This window comes from Verrucomicrobiota bacterium (assembly GCA_027622555.1).
In the GTDB taxonomy this organism is placed as follows: Bacteria; Verrucomicrobiota; Verrucomicrobiia; order Opitutales; family UBA2995; genus UBA2995.
Map to the genome: position 1 here is coordinate 1 of JAQBYJ010000100.1, position 19,706 is coordinate 19,706.

Annotated in this window: 11 protein-coding genes; 2 read left to right on the plus strand and 9 right to left on the minus strand. The window is 49.7% G+C overall.

The features are described 5' to 3' along the window. Positions 1 to 190: 190 nt before the first annotated feature. From O3C43_19865 to O3C43_19885, 5 genes are all read right to left on the minus strand, one after another. Positions 191 to 1,534, minus strand: coding sequence for an alpha/beta hydrolase (locus O3C43_19865; protein ID MDA1068749.1), 1,344 nt, complete (start codon positions 1,532 to 1,534; stop codon positions 191 to 193). A 59-nt stretch (positions 1,535 to 1,593) separates the two neighbouring features. Further along, complete coding sequence (locus O3C43_19870; protein MDA1068750.1) at positions 1,594 to 3,018, minus strand: sulfatase; 1,425 nt, start codon at positions 3,016 to 3,018, stop codon at positions 1,594 to 1,596. Between the two features lie 44 nt (positions 3,019 to 3,062). Then, the gene (locus O3C43_19875) at positions 3,063 to 4,415 is read right to left on the minus strand and encodes a PQQ-binding-like beta-propeller repeat protein (GenBank protein MDA1068751.1); all 1,353 of its coding nucleotides are present in this window, start codon (positions 4,413 to 4,415) and stop codon (positions 3,063 to 3,065) included. Between the two features lie 144 nt (positions 4,416 to 4,559). Continuing rightward, positions 4,560 to 6,050: a sulfatase gene (locus O3C43_19880; GenBank protein ID MDA1068752.1), complete on the minus strand. Its 1,491-nt coding sequence runs from the start codon at positions 6,048 to 6,050 to the stop codon at positions 4,560 to 4,562. Between the two features lie 104 nt (positions 6,051 to 6,154). Then, entirely contained in the window at positions 6,155 to 6,883 is a 729-nt protein-coding gene (locus O3C43_19885; protein ID MDA1068753.1) for a GDSL-type esterase/lipase family protein, read from the minus strand. Positions 6,884 to 7,074: 191 nt separating this feature from the next. Here O3C43_19885 and O3C43_19890 point away from each other — a divergent pair, with 191 nt between their 5' ends. Together O3C43_19890 and O3C43_19895 are read left to right on the plus strand one after the other, a co-directional pair. Further along, positions 7,075 to 8,070, plus strand: a complete 996-nt coding sequence (locus O3C43_19890) for an acetylxylan esterase (GenBank protein ID MDA1068754.1) — start codon at positions 7,075 to 7,077, stop codon at positions 8,068 to 8,070. 48 nt (positions 8,071 to 8,118) lie between these two features. Beyond that, positions 8,119 to 10,194, plus strand: a complete 2,076-nt coding sequence (locus O3C43_19895; protein MDA1068755.1) for a PQQ-dependent dehydrogenase, methanol/ethanol family — start codon at positions 8,119 to 8,121, stop codon at positions 10,192 to 10,194. 221 nt (positions 10,195 to 10,415) lie between these two features. On the opposite strand, the gene O3C43_19900 is transcribed toward O3C43_19895, so the two are convergent. The 4 genes from O3C43_19900 to O3C43_19915 form a co-directional block, all read right to left on the minus strand. Further along, positions 10,416 to 11,426: a HupE/UreJ family protein gene (locus tag O3C43_19900; protein ID MDA1068756.1), complete on the minus strand. Its 1,011-nt coding sequence runs from the start codon at positions 11,424 to 11,426 to the stop codon at positions 10,416 to 10,418. Between the two features lie 7 nt (positions 11,427 to 11,433). Then, positions 11,434 to 12,348 (minus strand): peptidylprolyl isomerase, encoded by a 915-nt coding sequence (locus O3C43_19905; GenBank protein ID MDA1068757.1) that lies wholly within the window; start codon positions 12,346 to 12,348, stop codon positions 11,434 to 11,436. A 62-nt stretch (positions 12,349 to 12,410) separates the two neighbouring features. Continuing rightward, positions 12,411 to 14,264, minus strand: a complete 1,854-nt coding sequence (locus O3C43_19910) for a DUF3604 domain-containing protein (protein MDA1068758.1) — start codon at positions 14,262 to 14,264, stop codon at positions 12,411 to 12,413. A 318-nt stretch (positions 14,265 to 14,582) separates the two neighbouring features. Further along, the gene (locus O3C43_19915; GenBank protein ID MDA1068759.1) at positions 14,583 to 19,322 is read right to left on the minus strand and encodes a 2-oxoacid:acceptor oxidoreductase family protein; all 4,740 of its coding nucleotides are present in this window, start codon (positions 19,320 to 19,322) and stop codon (positions 14,583 to 14,585) included. Between the last annotated feature and the right edge of the window lie 384 nt (positions 19,323 to 19,706).

Below are 19,706 nucleotides of genomic sequence, written 5' to 3' on the forward strand. Positions count from 1 at the left end.
TTGAGCATGCGGATTAAATTGATTCTGTGGCAATAATGGTTGGTTGATTGTTATTCGCTGCGCTTTCGTCTTCGGTAGGCCCTAAAGCTCCAATTTCACGCAGGCTCGCTTGGCGCCAGCCCTACTTATCTCACATCAACAGGGACTGTTTTTAGTAAAATGGCTGCTAGTTCCAGTCTTGGTAACCCTTTTATTGGCGACGGTTCCGTTGCAGGAATTCGATAAGCAGTTTGCTCACCGCCTCTGGTTGCTCTTGCTGCACCCAGTGTCCGGCAGCCACCAGGTGGACCCCTTGCATATTTGTGCATGCGCTGTTCTGCATTTGTTCGAGTGCGCCGGGGCTTTGGTAGGATCCCCAATCGTTGGCTCCCGCGATGAAGAGGGATGGCTGATCGATTGTCCGGCCGGCGAACAGCTCAATCTCAGCTGAACCGACACCTCCTGATCGGTACCATTGAAGTCCACCCTGGAAACCCGTTCGCTCAAATTCCTCACTGTAAATCCGCAATTCTTCCTCCGGTAACCATTTGCAGGCGGAGATCTCTGCCGCTGTTGGCATTTCACTGTTCACGGTTTCTGCCATGCCCTTGTCCAAGTCCATGATGTAATACCTGGGCATCCTGGACATTCGGTCTGCAGTCCGGGCCTTGAGAGTGAACGGTTTGTTGCCTTCCCAGTCAGCACTCTTGAAATGGTAGTAACCACGTAAAAATGCATGGATCCCTTGAGGAGCGTTTCGCATATCATCATTTGCCTCACGCGTCTTGTAATACTCCTGGTAATGTTTCCGTGGACTTGGAAGCGCAGCCAAATCGTCAGACAACTTGGATGCCCTTGTTTGATCGATCACTGTTTGTTGATTGTTGGTTGTATCAAATGGCAGCGAGGGGGTACCGCTAAAAGGGGCGCTCATCAAAACGACGGAACGAAATACATCCGGTCGCGAGACCGCGCACCACGCAGCGATGGGAGAACCAAAATCATGGCCAACCACTGCGGCAACCGAACGGTAACCAAGGGCTGAAATCAACCCAAGCGCATCCCTGACTACGTTGAGTCGCCTGTATGAGTCTAGATCGCCGTCGTAATCAGGATCCCAACCAGTCGTACGGCCGTAGCCACGTTGGTCGGGTGCGACCACATGGTATCCCGCTTCGGCAAGAGGCAGCATCACCTTTCTCCAGCTGTAAGCCAGTTCGGGAAACCCATGAAGCAGTAACACGCACGGTCGATTTTCTCCTTCGAAGCCAGCTTCCAGAATGTGCATATTCAGGCCGTTGACGTGGTTCACAAACCTGGAACGTATTCCGTGAGGCAGCACATCTTTGGGGTAAGTCACTTTTTCGTTTGGTATTGTTTTTTCTTGGGATTCGAAGCGGGTTGCCCGATGAGTTTCATTGTTCGGCTCCGCAGATCTTACGATAGGCTGTATCACCAGCATACCGAGGGTGAACACGATTCCTTGCAACAGCTGGCGTTGGGATAGGATTCCGCATTCCAACCGAGTGAGCAGATGCTTATTTGGCGTGGGCACAATTTCTTTTCAGATAGGTAGGCGTGAAAAATCAAACTGTGAGATTTATTTTTGTACCGTCATTTATAGAGTGTTAACACGTCCGAATCAACTGATTCAAGATAGTCCATAAGTTGCTTGTGTAGTTCATTTGCTTTTCCCGGTTGGGTTTTCGCCAAGTCTTTTGTTTCACCGAGGTCTTCCTTCAAGTTGAAAAGCAGCTGTTTTTCTTCGGTCCAGAATTTTACCAGTTTGTAATCGCCAACGCGGATGGACGTGTGTGGATAACCGTCGGTGTAGCGATGAAACACGAGCCCCGGATTGGGCCGCTGGACGGTTCCCTGTCCTTCGTTTTCGAGCAGGGCACGGAAACTACCTCCATCAATGTCGTTGGGCATGGGCTTTTTGTATCCCACTATGTCGGCAATCGTCGGTAAAATATCCCAACCGACAACCGGAACATTGCAAAATGAATTGGGCGTTACACCTGGACCGCGCACAATAAATGGCACACGGATTCCACCCTCAAACGTTACCCACTTGCCGCCGCGTAATGGAGCGTTACGGCTTGGGATTTCGTAAGTCGTGGGATTGGCAAGATTGCGAGAAGTGTCAGGTGGAATCCACCCGGCCGCGCCGTTGTCAGCCATGTAAATAACATAGGTTGAATCGGCGATTCCCAACTCGTCGATCATGTCCAGAATCTTCCCGACTCCGACATCGAGGTCCTCGGTCATTCCTCCAAAGGCAGGCACATTGTGTTTTTCGCCTTTAGGCAATTGCTGGTATTTTTCGAGGGACTCGCGGCGTGTCTGCATGGTCACATGCACCGCCCAATGAGAAATTTGGAGGTAAAACGGGTTCTTATCTTTTACACTGCGCATCATGAAATCGAGTGATCGATCGGTCAGGCTGAAAATTCGTTTGGGATCTTCCGTAACGGTATATTTGCTCCACTTCTCCTTGTTATCGAAGTCGGAAGTAATGCTGCCGGGTTGATTTCCCATATTGCCGTCGCTTTCATCGTAGCCGAAATGTTCCGGCGCAATGTCCGTGCGGTGATCCCACTTCCCGAAATGCGCCGCCACATAGCGGGAGTCCACTGATTTTAGTAACCGCGGAATTGTCAGGTGAGTATTTCCCACCGGATACTTTTCCCCATAAACTTCGTCGCCCTGGCGCACAGGCATCTGTCCTAGCTGCAGACTACGGCGAGTCGGGCTGCACAGCGCTGCCGGGGCATAACCCTGGCTGAAGCGCATGGCCTGGCTCGCAAAACGCTCGAGGTTGGGCGTCTGGAAAAAGTCGCTCCTAGAGTCTTTTCGCGACGGGTGCATTTGCACTGAGGTGGCAGGCCACCCTTGGTCGTCAGTCAAAATAAACACGAAGTTCGGCGAGCTCGTCGCGGCTTGTGCGGTTGGTGTTGCGGCCCCTGTTAACAAGGCAACAACCAAACTCGGTGCAAGAGTCAGAAATTGGAGACGTAATAATGGATTCTTTTTCATAGGGACAAATTTTTCATCCAATGTTCAGTTACTAGAAACACTTCTTATTTGATGGCCACCAAACTCTGAGTGGTTCGAAAGAAAAGTACACCTTGGGAAATGGCCGGAGTTGCCAAACAAGGTTCGCCCATTGGGTTGTTCGCGAGTACTTTGAATTCAGGTCCGGGGGCCAGGACGTGGACGAATCCGTTTTCGGAGGCACAGAAAATTTTACCGTCAGAGGCTACGAGCGAAGCAATGATAGAGGCAGGAGGAGGCAGTTTCTCGACGTAAAGTTCTTCTCCGGTTATGGCGTTAAAGCAGCGGATGATACTCGATGAGCCCAGATAGATATAGTCTCCGTAGACAACTGGCGTGGACATGTAGGAACCGCCTTTTAAAGTACTCCAAACCATGGCATCGCTGGTTGGACCATCCTTGGTAGGTGTAATGTCGCCACGGGCTTCAGGACGAACTACGTAGATGGGAGATTTTCCGCCGTGAGCACTGGTGATGTAAATCCAATCGTTGGCGACGAAGGGTGTTGGGATAGGATTGTCTCCACCATCATGAATCTTCCATAGCTCTTCACCGGTATTGAGATCGTAGGATATTATCCACGGCCAGCCGTTGATGACGACTTGAGTGGTATCTGGTCCTTCGTGAATCAGCGGCGTTCCCCAACTGCGTTCTGAAATGTCCTTGCGCGAGACTCGCCAAAGTTCCTTGCCGTCGGAAAGACGGAGCGTTACGAGGAAAGGATTCGAAGGGTCGTCGCAGGTTAGAACGATGTGGTTTTTATGAATGGCAGGTGAACTGGCATAGCCCCAGCCGATGCTGTACTTGCTGATGTTGATGACGCCAAGGTCACGGCTCCATTTGAGATTTCCATCGAGATCGTAACAGTAAAGTCCTTCGGATCCGAAGAAGGCGACGAGGTTCTCACCATCTACGCTTAGGGTTGTGTTGGCTTGAGTAGCCTTAACGTGGCGGGTGGTGCGAGGCAGCCCCTGGTATGCCGTTTTATTCCAAAGTTTCTTCCCGGTGGATTTATCAAAACAAAAAATGACCCAGCGATGATTCCGGGAATCATCTGCTGCCGTTGGCGCTCCACCAGGTCCTAGAACAAGGGCAGCTTCTTCACCTTCCGGGATCGCGGTGCATACAAAGATACGGTCGCCCCATACAACGGGACTAGAGTGTCCAAGTCCTGGTATCGGTGCACGCCAGAGGACGCCTTCCGGCTTTTTGGCTTCAGGATCCGCGTTCCAGTTCGAGGGTAGAGGGTAACCCTCGATTACGCCAGTTGCTCCGAGTCCGCGGAATGCAGGCCAGTTTTGAGATGAGTCTGCTCCAAGAGTGGTGAGAGCAAAGGTAATCCAGGTAAAGGTCAGTGCTAGTCGTTTTAAAAAAATCATAGGTGTCTCCAGTCGCTAGTGCGTGAGGTAGATAATTAAAGAGCCTTGCGAGAACAGAAACAAGTTACTTTTTGCTCTCCAGAAAATACAGAATCAAACGTATCTTTCCGGTATCGGCTTAACAAAACACAGATGGTATTGAAATCAAAATTTCTCCCAGGGAGCCCTATTGATGACGGGATTATGGGTGGGATAGATTCGGTTGAATTCTTCCGCGACAATCTTCGAATTGGTTTTGTTTCGATAAGCTTTCAGAAGCGGATCGCCGCTAGACTTCATTCGGTTCTCCATAGCTTTGCGCATCGTTGCCAATTGATCTTTGTATTTCGGCGACTCGGCAAGATTCGTTAGACAGCCAGGATCGTTGTCCAAATCGTAGAGTTCCTCCAATGTTCGATAGCGGTACATTTGGACGCGCGCTAACACAGCGGGATCAGTAGCGGCCGCTGCCTCCATCGTTCTCATGACTGCTACTTCATTGTTGTTCCGGTAGTAATATCCATCCCGGACCCACATATTATAGATGTATCCATATTTCTTATTCTGAATACAGCGCATGGGGATTGCCGCCAGGTCCACCTTGGAATCGACCTGCGTGTAGACATAGTCGCGACCCGCATCGTTTGCCTGGCCTTTTAAGACTGCGAGAAGCGATCGCCCATCCGACTTCTTCAACGATTTCATTCCCAATGCGTCCAATACAGTTGGGAAAAAATCAACGCCTGCGACCAGGCTATCATTTTGAGAACCTGCTTTAACGACTCCCGGCCATTGAACGAGCAATGGGGTCAGCGTGCTGGCAAGGTAGGTGTTACACTTGGCAAACGGTGTGGCCATGCCATTGTCTGATAAAAAAACAATGAGGGTGTTTTCACGCATCCCGGATTCGTCCAAAGCTTGCATGACTTTCCCAAAAGTATCGTCCATTCTTTTGGTAGAATTATAGTAGTGCGACAGCGGGACACGAATTCCGGGAACGTCTGGCAGGTGCGAAGGAACCGTCACTTCTTCTGGTGCATAAATGCGTGAAGGATGTTCTGCGCCCCTTATCGCTCCAATTTCAGGATCATACCAAGGCAAATGTGGATCTTCGGAATTCGCCATGAAGTAGAAAGGTTTTCCCGCCTCTTTGCATTGTTTGAGAAATGCGGCTGTGCGCTCGTAATAAATGGTCGGGTTTCGTCCATCGCCCATATCCTTCCGGTCGAAGGCGTAATCCCATTGGTAGGAATACTTGGGGGTCGAGTGTACCAGCTTCCCAATTACTCCCGTCATATAGCCGGCCGCACCCAAGGTTTCTTGAACCGTAACGATCTCATCGCGAACCGGCAAGAACCCCATCGAACCACTATTAAACCCATACAACCCACTCGCTAGTATTTTCCGACTGGGCTCGCAAATGGCGGTATTGACATGCGCGTTGGTGAAGCGGATTCCGTTGTTCGCAAATCGATCAAGGTTCGGAGAGATGTCTTCTACCGTCGAGCCATAGCAACCCAGAGAGTCTCGATGCAAATCGTCCGCCGTGAACAGTAAAATATTCAAAGGAGGCGATTCGGCAAAGCTGGCTGCTCCGAACAGACTTAAGGTCAAAATAATCGCTGAAGGTTTTAAGAACCTGAAGTGTGTTTTCATAAAGAAACTAAGATGGGATATCATGGATCGCTGGTAGGGGATTTCTGTTGGGTAATATCGTTTTGTAACTCGGAAGAACAATAAAGTTGGAGTCTGAATTTATCTCAGAATTTTCCACTTAGTTGTTCGGCCACCACTGTGTACCCCGCTGGGTTGAAGTGCGTACCGTCTTGGACAAAAAGCTCAGGTCGGGACTTGCCCTTGTCATCAAGAAAGGCTTCGAACAAATCAATGTATTCAAAATTCTCTTCCGTTTGTGCGAGCTCGGCGAGTAGTCCGTTCATCTCACGGATAACGGCAAGCATTTCCGGTGAGTTGCTTGCACGTAACACCTGAGGCAGCCCGATATGGTAGATGCGCGTGTCGGGTAAGGTAGCGTGGATTTTGGCACTAAAAGCACGAGCGGCGTCGCGGACTTGTTCGGGCGACTTTCCTGAGCTGAGGTCGTTGCCGCCAGCATTGAGCAGGATGGTCTTTGGTGCATAGGGCAGCACGATGCGATCGGCATAGTGCAAAATGTCTGTCAGGCGTCCGCCGCCGAAACCTCGATTTATGAGCCTGTGTTGCGGAAAATAGTCACCTACATCGGTCCAGCGGCGAGCGTTTGATCCGCCGATGAGCAGTACCGCCCCTTTCGGAGGAGGTGTCCTCGCATCCGTCTCCTCGAATTTCTTGATCGTATCTTCCCAACGCTCAGGGCCACGGACGGTCTTCGCTGCTATTTCGGCTTGATCGCTTTTTATTGTCTGCCCGGTGGCGATTAGCAAGCTGACCATTGGGCTTGCCAGGAGTATGGCAAACGCGAGGTGCCGGATTGATTTGAATCTATGCATAAGAGCTGGTGCAAAGGATTCTTGAAATTATGAACTTTTTCAAGAGTTACATTTATGAATTGTCCAAGGTGTTTGTATTGATTGGTACGGTGTGTAACGAATTAGAACAGAATAATCAAGGCTGAGACTTTCTCTTGCTTTCAAATCGTATGAAGGGTAAATATCTCGGTCTTCACTCTATCCACTTCCGAATGATGATTTCTTTCAATTTAGGCCTTGGGCCGTTCTCAAACAATCGTGGTTTTCTCGTTGTTGTTTTAGCCGCTTCTTTTATCTGCCCTGGCTTGGGCATGCTTTGCGCGCAGGATTTTGATGTTCCTGAAGACGTTACATTTCGGACGGACAATATTATGAGCGAAGGCACGCGTATGGCTGCGGAATTGTTTTCACCAAAAGGTAAGGATAATGAAAAGCTGCCGACGATTATCATGTGCCACGGTTGGGGTGGTACGGCGAAGGGTCTTCGTCGTGATGCGATCGTATTTGCACAGGCCGGGTTTTATGTGGTCGTCTTCGATTATCGTGGCTGGGGAAACAGCGATTCGAGATTAGTTTTGGTAGGTGATATGCCAAAAGCAAAAGACGGAAAAATGATGGCAGAGGTTAAAGAGGTGCGGGAGGTGGTTGATCCTATTGATCAGACTACCGATCTTCTAAATGCTATTCACTGGGCCGCGAGTGAGCCACAATGCGACGAGGACCGTATCGGATTGTGGGGTTCTTCCTTCTCAGGGGGGCATGTTGTCTATGTGGCTGCACGGGATCCTCGAGTTAAAGTTATCGTCAGTCAGGTCGGTTCTCTGGATGCCCGCTGGTCCCTAACACATCCTGAGGTGGGCCCGATGGTTTTCAAAGAAGGTGCGGCTCGCACACGAGGCAAACTTGATTACCCGGAACCGGGTGTAAAATGGGGTACCCTTACCGGTGTTCCTATCCTTGAGAAATTGATGCGTTATGCGCCCATTGAGGACATCGGTCGTACCGAGCATGTCGCCAAGCTTTTCATTCTGGCTGAGAATGAAGAACTGTTCGATAATAGAGAGCATGGGATTCTGGCCCATACGCGTGCAACCGGCGTAAAGAAATTGGTGATCATTCCTGGGATTAAGCATTACGGTATCTATAACGAAAAACGCCTGGAAGCTCAGCAACTCGCGGTTGATTGGTTTAATACGCACTTGAAATAGCGTTCCTCGTTCCGACCTATCGTGGCTTTGCAGAAAAAACTTTCACTGTTGTCTATAATTTTTCTGTTGTTGGCATTTGTCTTTCTGATGCCTTTTCGGATGGCAGGCGCGGATCGTGTGGTGAATGACGCCGCGATCACCGACGACAGCAATACCTCCGAATGGCTGGCTTATGGACGTACACATAGTGAGCAACGGTTCAGTCCGCTGACGCAAATTAATGATAACAATGTAGGCGAACTCAAGGTCGATTGGCATTTGGATCTGCCTCTGGATTCGCAATTGGTTTCGACCCCGCTCGTGGTCGACGGCGTCTTATATTTTGTAGGTCAGGTGAATGTCGTTCGGGCGGTAGATGCCGTCACCGGTAAACTCCTTTGGGAATACGATCCGGAATCGGGTAAAACAATTGGGTTAAAAAGAAAAATTGGTTGGTTTCATAACCGCGGATTATCCTTCTATGAAGGTAAAGTGTTCGCCGCTACCTGGGATGGACGGCTTGTTGCGATCGATGCCAAATACGGCAAGCTCGTATGGAGCACGCGCACGTTTGGACTGGATGAACCGCTTTATATTACCGGTGCTCCCAAAGCATTTAAGGGCAAAGTCGTAATTGGCAACGGTGGCGCAGACAATGGTCCAACTCGTGGATTTGTCGCTGCTTACGATGCGGACACGGGCGAGGAAGCTTGGAAGTTTTTCGTAGTCCCAGGGAATCCTGCCGATGGCTTTGAAAACGAAGCCATGGAAATGGCCGCCAAGACCTGGACTGGTGAATGGTGGAAACACGGTGGTGGAGGCAATGTCTGGCATGGTTTTACTTACGATGCTGAGTTGGAAACCCTCTACATAGGCACCGGCAATGGTTCGCCCTGGAATCAGAAAATTCGCAGTCCCGGGGGAGGCGATAATCTTTTTCTATCATCCATTGTGGCTCTGGATCCCGATACCGGAGATTACAAATGGCATTACCAAACAACGCCTGGCGAAACTTGGGACTTCAACTCCAACATGGATATCATGCTCGCTGATCTTACGATTGAAGGAAAGGCGATCAAAGCCCTCCTTCATGCGCCAAAAAATGGGTTCTTTTATGTGATCGACCGAACCACAGGAAAACTCATCTCTGCGGAACCGTTTTCTGAAATGAACTGGGCTTCGCATGTCGACATGAAGACAGGTCGCCCGGTTGAAATACCTGAGGCGAGATATCCAGACAATACCGCGAAAGTAATGCCTACACCAGCTGGCGCGCATAGTTGGCACGCGATGTCCTTCAATCCAATCACCGGCCTGGTCTATCTTCCAACCATACATTTGGGAATCACCTATTCTGACAAAGGTATCGATCTCAAAGGCTGGAATTCGGTCCCTTTTTATTCTGGTCCTGGAGTCAGAACATTTGATTACACCTTTTCAACGGGGAAAAATTACCCTGCTTCCCTGCAGGCGTGGGATCCGGTTAAACAGGAATCGGTTTGGAGCATTCCTCAATATCATACAGCCAGCCCCGGGACGTTAACGACTGCCGGGAATCTCGTGTTTCAGGGTCGGCCTGACGGACATTTCCTGGCTTACAATGCCAAGTCCGGAAAAATACTTTGGGACGTGGATCTTGGGCTTGGCATATCCGCACCACCGATCACTTATCGCATTAACGGACGACAATACATCGCATTGCTGGTAGGCTGGGGCGGAAGTTCATCAGGGGATGCCGGCGGCGCTTCCCTCGGGTGGAGCTATGGAATTCACACCCGTCAACTTATTACGTTTTCATTAGAAGGTGCCGGGAAAATCCCCAGACAGCCTCCACCTTATTATCCAACTCCGATTGACCTTCCGGATTTTGAACCTGAGATGAGTTTGATTGATCGAGGCCGTAGACTTTTTGGTATTTGCCAAGTGTGCCACGGAAACGGATACGCGGTAGCTGGAGGCATGGCACCTGATCTGAGGGCATCGCCCATACCGCTCAATGACCAACTGTTCGAAGACGTCGTTCGGCAAGGTTCAAAAATCGCACGTGGTATGCCAGCCTATGCCGAGTTCACTGATCACGATCTGAAATCGATCCAGCACTTCCTGCGTTGGACTGCGCGTGAAGCCGTGAAACGAGCAAGGTAAGTTTAAATCCTCCTCTTCCTCGTCCTCCTTCTTAACAACTCTTAATCTTCTTTCTGTATTTTTGTCTGTTTCTTCAGAGGTGAACGTCCGTCGCTGAATCGGCACTGCGAGGACGCAGTAGCCCAACCTTTATATTTCGAGGGGTAGGGCTAGACCATCCTTGGTCTGCCGCTTGCAGTTTGGAAATGAGTTTTTTCGATGAGATACCTGTTCCGCTAGCCCTAAAAGACCCGTTCAAAAAACCAAAGGGTTGCTACACAACCTGCCGCGTAACCGATCACCCGTGGCAACTTCTGTTCGATTCCGGTTTTTCCAAAGGAGTGGGCTACTTTTTTTATTAGGAACAAAACCGCCACGATCGGAATAACAAACAACACCTGGCCAACTTCGACGCCCACATTGAAGAAGAGCAAACCTGTAAGCAGCTCCTGGCCAGGCAGACCGACCTGATTGAGAGCGGCGGCAAAGCCCAGGCCGTGTAATAAGCCAAAGGCGATGGATATGAGGAAAGGAAAACGCCAGGTCAGGTTTTCCCGCCGTCCCTTGTATACTTCCACCGCCAGAAATACAACGCTCAGTGCGATCAGAGCTTCGATAGGCGGGACAGCCAGAATAACTACTTTCGTCGCTGAAAGAACCAGAGTAACAGAGTGGGCCAACGTAAATCCGGTAATGGTCGCAAGAATACGGCGAAAACTGCCAGCTATAAAAATAAGGCAAAGGACAAAAAGTAAATGATCGGTTCCGGCCCAGATGTGATGGACGCCCAATCGCAGATAATCCTTAGCTACGTTCGATTTGGTTTCAGCATCAGGAAATTGAAATTGATTTTCTCCAGGTGGGAATACCTGAGTATTTGTATGGCCTGATAAAAGGCTTACCCTCAGAACCGTCGGCAGAGCAGGTGGAGCCAGCGGGTATTGGATCTTTAGTGTTTTTCCACTTAATCCCTCATCACACTTCCATAATCGGAAGTTCATGCCCACTTTCGACGTGAGATCAAACTCAGAGCTGTGCCCGATAAGTGGAGAGTCACTACAGGTGCCGGAAACGATAAGTTCAGGCTGATTGAAGTCCGGAATGGATGGTGGAAGTCGCAAGCCCACCTGGTAATGTCCTTGCTCCAATTCTAAGATCTCAATGTAGACAGGTCGATTGTCGTCCCCGAAAGCTTCGTTAAGAAACCCCAACGCCCCACTAATCGCAACTAGACCGTATTTAATCCACCTCATGCGAACTCTACTTAAGCAGGCGTTCCTCCAATTCATCATCCAACTGAATAGAATAGTTATCCACCACTGTCTTTTCTATCTTACGCAGCTCCTCTTCCATTCGGTATTGAAACGCATCTTCTTCCAATCGAGTTTTTAGGTCTTCGAAAGCGGGCAAACTGTCTTCGTCCTTCTTCGTAAGCAAAACGAGATGGCTGCCATAGTTCGAATTAAACGGTCCTCTCCATTCCGTTTCGTTAGGATTGAGATCAAAGAGCTGCATTTGCATTTCTGCTCCAAAGTGACTTTTGATTTCGGCGGAATCTTTTCCCACATAATTTTGGTGAAAGAGAAAGCGATCTCCAAAGGCCGGTGCTTTTTCAAATGGAACTGGAGGCGTTGCATTCAATTTCGACAGCAGCTCCTGAGCTTTTTCGAATGCCTTTTCCGACCCTTCTTGTTGAGTATTGAAAAAGACATGGGTAAAGGTGATCCTGGTCGGTTCAATGTATCGGGCTTGGTTGAACTCCAGAAATGTGCGTAGATCGTTTTCTGAAAGCTGAATAATTGAAGAAACAATACCCTGGTTGATAAACTCCAGTTGTTGGATCAAGCGCTGACGTGCTCCAAAGTCATCTTTATCCAAACCCAAGGTACGTGCTTCACGAAAGAGCACTTCTTCTCGTACAAAATTATCGATGAGGGCTTGGAGTTCATCTTTGGACAATCGGTCGAGTTTTTCCGCGAAGGCTTCGGGCTGAATGATTTTGGCACGAAACTCCAGGTAGCGTGTCAGTGCTTCTTTACTAACCTCAATGTGGTTTGCGGCCAGCTTGGCCTTGTCTTTCTCAATTGAATTTAAAATTCCGAAAAGGATCAGTCCAATCACCAGAAAGTGGAGAAGGGGTTCCTTGAGGATACGAAGGAGCAGCTGATTATGCACTACCTGGAATTGATATGTTATATCTTAGAATCAGGCCTATGGTCAAAGGTCGTCCCGATGGACTAGGGGGTATACCAAATAGGAGAAGTATAGGCTCTTTCTTGGGTAACCGTTGGAGCTTCCTTGGGAAGTTCAATACCGAAAAATTTGGCGTCATAGGCCGTCCACCGTGGCGTTGGAATCTCAATGACTCTGGCGTAGTAAAATGCCAGTTCCGCTGGATCAAACTCCGGATCCTTCCAAACAGTAGCCAACTCTGGAGAACCGATGGAGTTGGTGTAACTGGCATCTGCAACATCCACTGTGCTGCCCACTTGCGGTGCTTTACCTTTGGAGTTTATTTCTCGTCCGTCGGAAAGTGCTGCTTCGTAAACCTTTTCGTGAAGCTCTCCATTTTTATCACGCCAACCTTTGATCACCTGAACACGATCAAGATTGGCCCCATCGGGATCTTTTACCGCGCGTATTAAAAACTCAGGTACCTTGCCTCGGGGGGCTGTCGTTAAGTCACCACCCATGGGCACGCCTTTACGGTAGCCGAGATCGACAAAGTCCTTACTATGGGCATCGGTGGAGTCGAAGTCCCAACCACCGAAAAATCGGACCGACATCCGGGGGCCTGTGGTGGCGTAGGTTTCCTTGCGTTTCATAGCAGCAAAGATGGAACTCCGGGTATTTTCCTCCGCCCAGACGGCGGCCATTCCGGAGGCAGCATATTGCCAGCTGTTAGCGGCTCGATGGGGACTCGGTTCATTGAGTGAAGTCTTCCCCCAGAAATTATCCTCTGTTGCGGTTGAGAGAGAGGTGTGCGCATCGGTGCTTCCGATCATCCCGAACTTAAACGGATTAACCCCGAGCTTGACTTGTTGCTCCAAGCCTTCCTTCAAGGCGGAACGTCCATATTCATATTTCTTCTGTTCCTTAAAATCGGGAGGCAGATCGCCGAAGAATCCATGTCTATGCCAGGTCTCGTAGTCAGCGAATTCGTCATCAGGTGACAGGATGGGATGGGCCTCCGCGTCTCCTTTGTATTGAGTCACTTCGTAAAGGGGTTCCCAGCGTGCGCGAGTTTTCGCGTAGTCGGTGGTGATGGGCTTGTCGTCGTAATCAACGGGTCGGAACATTCGACCGGCACTCAGGTTTCCATTGTGAGGAATGGCTAATACCCGGCCACCTGTTTTCTCCTCAAAGCCATCCATGTATGCCCACAAATCTTCGACATTGTTGCTGTCCTGCATAGAGAACGGCAACACTTGCAGGGCTTCCTTGGCTCCTCCTTCGAAAATCAGGTTGCGGTGAAAATTGGGAGACTTGGGATGCCTTGATGATGGCGTCCACTCATAGCCGATAAAGGCCGTAAAGTTGCCCGGGTCATTGTGTCGTTCGGCATTGGCGCATACTTCCGCCCATACAGAAGACAGGATATCCCTATCGCCTAGATAACCTGTAGACCAGGCACCCCAAAAATAGGAAGCAATGCCTTCGTTCACATACCACATATCCTTCATCATTTTGGCGCGAACTTCGGGGCCTTCACTCGTGAGCGCCTCCTCAGTTAGCATGGGATGTTTAAACATTAATTCATGCCACTGCTTACCTATTTCAGTTTTAAGAACCTGAGGGTCCGAATTTCGGATACGCGGCATAATGCCGATATTTACGGCGTGGTCGGCTACGACCAGAAAGTCAAGAGGACGTTGAAGGCGGACCAATTGACCGTTGTGCCCCTTCACCGCCTCACCTTTTGCAAACCGATAGGCATCATCGGGCGTAAGCGTTTTATTCCCCATACCATGCGCATCGACAGACAAATTGGTATGCAGGTGAGTGTCCCCCCAGTAAACTTCCCTTGGATAATTTGCGTTTGCCGCAGGTGAATATATCTCCTGTCCTGACAGATCGATGAATAGGGTCAAAATTGCTGAGAGGAGGAATACTGTTGCAAAGTTCACTGGGCGAAAAATGCCAACTGGTGAATCCCATTTCTCAAACCAATTAGTAGTTACTGCATTCATATAATACAGAATAGTCTGAAGGAGCTGGATTACAAGTTTTTATTGTCCTCGAACAGCTCTTGTTTGAGCCCCGGGTCCATTCTCCAAATGAGAATGATTTATCCTGTTTCAATCCACGAGTGAAACTATGCTTCTCTCGGGTGACCGGATTGGACGTGCATAACCTAGCCTGATCGGAAAGTTGCCCGACCATAGCGCTGAATAAAGTGCCGTTCTTGTTTAACTAATTGCCGCCAACTCTTCGGCCATAATTTCCTGCACGCGCGACCGGGCGTCGGCCAAATCGATCTCACCTTTATCCAGTTTCGCCAGAAAAGACTTCTGGGCCAAATAATCCTTGTTGATCACGCCGGCTTTGCTTTGGAGCATCCGCCAGGCTTTCCGTCGTTCGACCGCGAAGAGAACCATTTGACGAGACACGGCATAGAAGTTCATTTTCCCGTGTTCCTCGGCCTGGATGTAGCAACCCAAGTTTTCCACGTAGCTACGATGCGTTGGATCGAAGAAACGGCGGTGGATCACATCGTCTTGAGTGATAAAGTACAATTGGTCATCCATAAGGGTAAGTTTGGCAGCGTCTTCTTCTTTGATCCGATTCACATGCTTACGAAAGCGAGCTTCGGTTATGGCCCAATGACCGACGCCAAAACTATACTCTTCACCGGTGGTTGAGTATTTTGTGCGCCACCAGTCGCGATCGAGGCTTGGGTTCCCTTTAAGATCAAAAGCTTCCTGTGCGGTTTCACCATTGCGTGGATTGAATACGAACTCGGGCATTCCGCGGGCATCGCGAATCATTTTGGCTTGATCGGCGCTCATGTTGTCGGCGACACCATGTTCAGGTTGGCAAGTTGTGTAAGCCTGGAAGAAAGCTGTACCACGATACTCCAGCCCATCGAGCATCGATTTGTAGAGTTTCGCTGAGTTGGCCATTGAGACTTGCGCTACGTAAGGCGAGCCGTGGCCGCTGGTGAATGCTTCTGAAACATTTTTCTTCTCGATCAGTTTGCCCTGAGATGCAGCACCGAACTGATTCATGTCGTAGCCGCCGAGCATTGTTGACGAGTCGGAATTTTGCCCTCCAGTGTTGGAGTAGACCTGCGTGTCGAGCATGAGAATCTTCACGTTTGGACGATTTTGAAGGACAACTTTTGAAACGTTTTGGAAGCCTATGTCACCAAGAGCACCATCGCCGCCTACTACCCAGACCTTTGGCAGTTCGCGAATTTCCTGCTCAGTCATGAGCGCGTCGTCCAGGCGTGTGAGAGTGAAATACTCTTCGTCGCTGGAAACGTTTTCCGTACGGTCGAGGAGGGCGTCCGTCAAACGTTCCGGGGAAACGGAACGGCGCGCATGATCTACAATGACTGACTCAGCCATGAGCCATGAGATGGTGGCACCATCCTGGAAAAGTGAATTCATCCACGGATAAGGGTGTGGGTTCGATGGGGGAGTAGAGCCGTAAACGGTGTTACATCCTGTGCTCGCTCCCATCATCATGACAGACATCCCGTTTGCTCTGCCACCATCCACGGATTGCAGTTCTTTGTGATTGAAAGCATTTTGCTCTAATACCGCTTTCAAACCATTGATGATTTCTTCGTCTGAAATACTTCCATGTTTGGCCTCGTAATCGCCAATACGTTTGGCGGTATCTTCTTCATTCTCGCCACCGAGACCCATTACAATATGAATAAAGGATTTACGGTACAGCGCGTATTCGGTTTCGCTTCTCTCTTTGAGCGCAGCTAGTTTTTGTGCTCCCTCTTCGGTGAGACGCGCAGCTTTCGCCCGAAGACGATCCGCTTTTTTGTGATACAGCGGCCGCATGTAGGCCTCAGTCACTGAAGCCGCCGAGCGGAGAATACTTTTTTCCCCACAACCTGCGCAGGCGCCATCGCCCGAGACAAGAGCCTCGTAATTGCGTCGAACCATGAGGTGATTGCGCAACGCTGCCTGGCGTGAGTTGGCGGCGTCATCGTCGTCATAGAGTCCAAGGAATTTCTGCGGCGTATCTGGCAACAAACGTGAGAACACCTGTGCCGTGGCTAGTTCTGCATTTAGCTCCTCGGTCTCACGTGTCATACGCAACGCATCGTGGTCTCCGCACACTTGCACGCACTCGCCACAACCTTTGCAGAGGTCGGATACGAAAATTGAAAAGATGCCTCCACTACCAGGATTCTTATTCTCAAGAGAGCGGAAGATAGCTGGGACATTGCTGTAGGAAATTGGAAGCTTGCCGATGATGTTGACTAATTCAGTTTTGGCTTTGTCTGAAATGGTTGAGAGTGCATTGACCTCATCTCGAATGATGTCCTTGAAGGGTACATTGCTTTTCTCTTTGACTGACACTACCATTTTTTCACGGGCTCGCGCCTCAAGTCCGACAATTTCTGTGCCGAATTTCAAACGTTCTTCGCGGTCAGTGACATAGTTGTTAACGGCGGTCTTAAGAACGGTGGAAACATCCTGTGCGGTGTTGGGTAGAGCTGTATCCGGGCATGCCGTAATACATTCCATACATTGCGTGCAGTTCTCCGCAATGTAGACTGGAGTTTCACGACGTGCCACATACTTGGATTGTGTGGCTCCCGTACCTGCGCCCATGACCCCTACAGAGGCAAATGCTCCAGCTGGCTGATGGTATTCCAGACCGGCTCGGAATTCTGAGTCGAATTTGGAAATGGTTTGGAATGGCGCCCGAGGCTTTTGTGCGGCGGGCATTGGAATGCTGCCACAGCCGCTCGTACTGCATCCGGCTGTCGGTGGAAATTGATGATCACCGATAGGGGCGAGCAAGGGGTTGCGCATTGAGGAACGATCATCATCGTCCGTTTCGCCGTATTTGATTTCGACTACCCGGGAGAACCCCTCATTCATCACTGTCATGTTGGACGTGACGACGGCGTCGCCGAAGCGACCGAATTTTTTGACGTATTGCTTGTGGACGACGTTTTGGAATTGATCTTCTGAAATTCCGAACGTTTTGAGAAAAGGTGAGACGCGGAAAAAGGCACCTAGGAATGAATTTCCCTGCATACGCAGCTGAAGTTCTATCTGATCTGTTGCCTTTCGAGCGATGTCGAAGCCAGGTAGAATGAAAATACGGATTTTGTTATCCTGGATCCACTGACGGTATTTTGCTGGCACACGCTGCCAAGCGACATCCGGTGACTCACCGGATTCCCAAACCAGTGAGCCGCCTTTTTTCAGTCCTGCCAATGGGTTGGTATGTGTAAATGCTTTCGGGTCGCAACACAGGACGACATCAACATGGTTCAGCTCACAGTTTACCTTGATTTCCGAAGGTGCTACGGTGAGGTAATAATTGGTGGGCGCACCTTTCTTTTCGGATCCGTATTTCGGATTCGCCATGACAAAGAGTTTGTCCACGAGCGAGCCGTCCTCATCATAGGTGGGATCTTGTTCAGAAATGAATTGGCCGAAATCACCTATGATCGAACCCAGATTCTTTCCGGTTGTTATCATTCCCCAACCACCGATCGAGTGAAAGCGTACTGCAATGGCGTTCTCGGGAAGCAGGGCAGGTGTATCTTTACTTATAACGGCATAGGGATGATCGACTCCGAGTACAAAAAACGTCTCACCGTCGGCTGCGCTACGACCGTCAGTACGAACAGTTCGTCCTGTGGTAAACTCGTAAGCACCGAGGGTGTGCTCGGGACGGAAATCGCGTGAACCTATTCCATAGGCACCCCGGAATAGGCGCGGGGTTTCCTCGGGAGTGAGGGCAGGTAATACGCCACCGAATTTGGTGACTTCATTGGCTTTTCCAAGTGCTACTCGAATGTCTCGGGCAAGGGGGTTATCGCCAGACAATCCCTCATCGGTACGCTCTATAACAATAATGTGTTTCTTACCGCGTAGGGCCTTGATGACCGCAGCCTCGGGGAAAGGGCGAATGACATTGATATGGATCGAACCAACTTTGGCATTACGCTGTTCGCGCAGGTAATCACACGCAGCCTCTATGTTATCTGCTGCACAGCCAAGCGAAACGAATACGGTGTCAGCATCCTCGGTTTTGTATTCCGTGATGAATCCGTAATGACGACCTGTTAATTGACCAAACTCAGCGAATGCTTCTTTAAGCATCCCTAAAATAGGCTCGTTGAAATTATTGCGGCGTGCAACAACGCCGTTCATGTGGTGTTCCTGGTTCTGAACAGGACCGAGGAGCAAAGGGTTTTTGAGGTCCATCATGCTTGGCACTCGGCGGCGCATAGGGCCAAACAGCTCAAGCTGGGCCGGAGTTGGGCTCTCAATCATTTCATCGGGTGCACCCAGATACTCACGGAGAAATTCAGCCTCAGGAGCGAGATACAAACGCTCCGAATGTGTTGTGAGCATGCCATCTTGAATATTCATGCCGGGATTAAGCGACAACTCATTCACTTTGCGCAGGATGATTCCCTGATCGGCAGCTTGCTGTGCATCTTTAGCCATCAACATCGTCCACCCCGTGTCGAGAGCGGCGTAAATATCATCGTGACCGCAATGAACATTGAGCGCGTGTTTTGTCAGAGCGCGGGCACCTACCTGCAGCACCATGGTCGATAGTTTGCCGGGCGCGTGATAATATTGCTCCATCGCATAAACAATTCCTTGCCCGGAAGTGAAATTTACAGTGCGTCGACCTTGAACTGCGTAAGCCGTGGCACCTCCTTGAGCGGCGTGCTCTCCTTCGGTCTCAACCGCGATTTTCTGTTGCCCCCAGACATTGAGGTCACCTTTCGCAAACGATTCCTGGTAGATTTCGCCCCCCTCGGTTGAAGGAGTGATCGGATAAAATACACCTCCTTCTGTGATCCGTACCTCTACATGTTCTGTAACCAGAAAGTTCCCGTTGCAGGTAACCCGAATCCCAGGGTAGCGAGGTTTAGTGCTGGTTGAAGAAATGGAATTCACTGAATCGCGACTGGCAGGCTTACTCATATTATACAAGTTTGGAAGTTTAGATTGGGGCGGATCATGTCCGCAGATACTGATTTATTGATTTTTCTAGCAATTAACTGAATATTACTTGGGTGAATTCGACTTTCGCTGACCGAGGTGGTGTTTTCTAAAACTCTCTTAAGCTTAGCAGCAACTTCTGAGGGGATCCCTTCCACTATCGAAGTTTCGGGCTGAGGGGTAGGTGAATGAGACTAAATTGGAACCATAAAAAGATAGAATTAATGATTTTTCATGAGTGAAAAACCTACAATATCTGATGCAGCCCTTTTGTACCCAGACATCGTCAGAAAAGTCAAATCTTCTGGTGTCCCTCCACGGTATTTTTATTTGGCACGGTGATTGACGAGCATTTGGAATGGGATA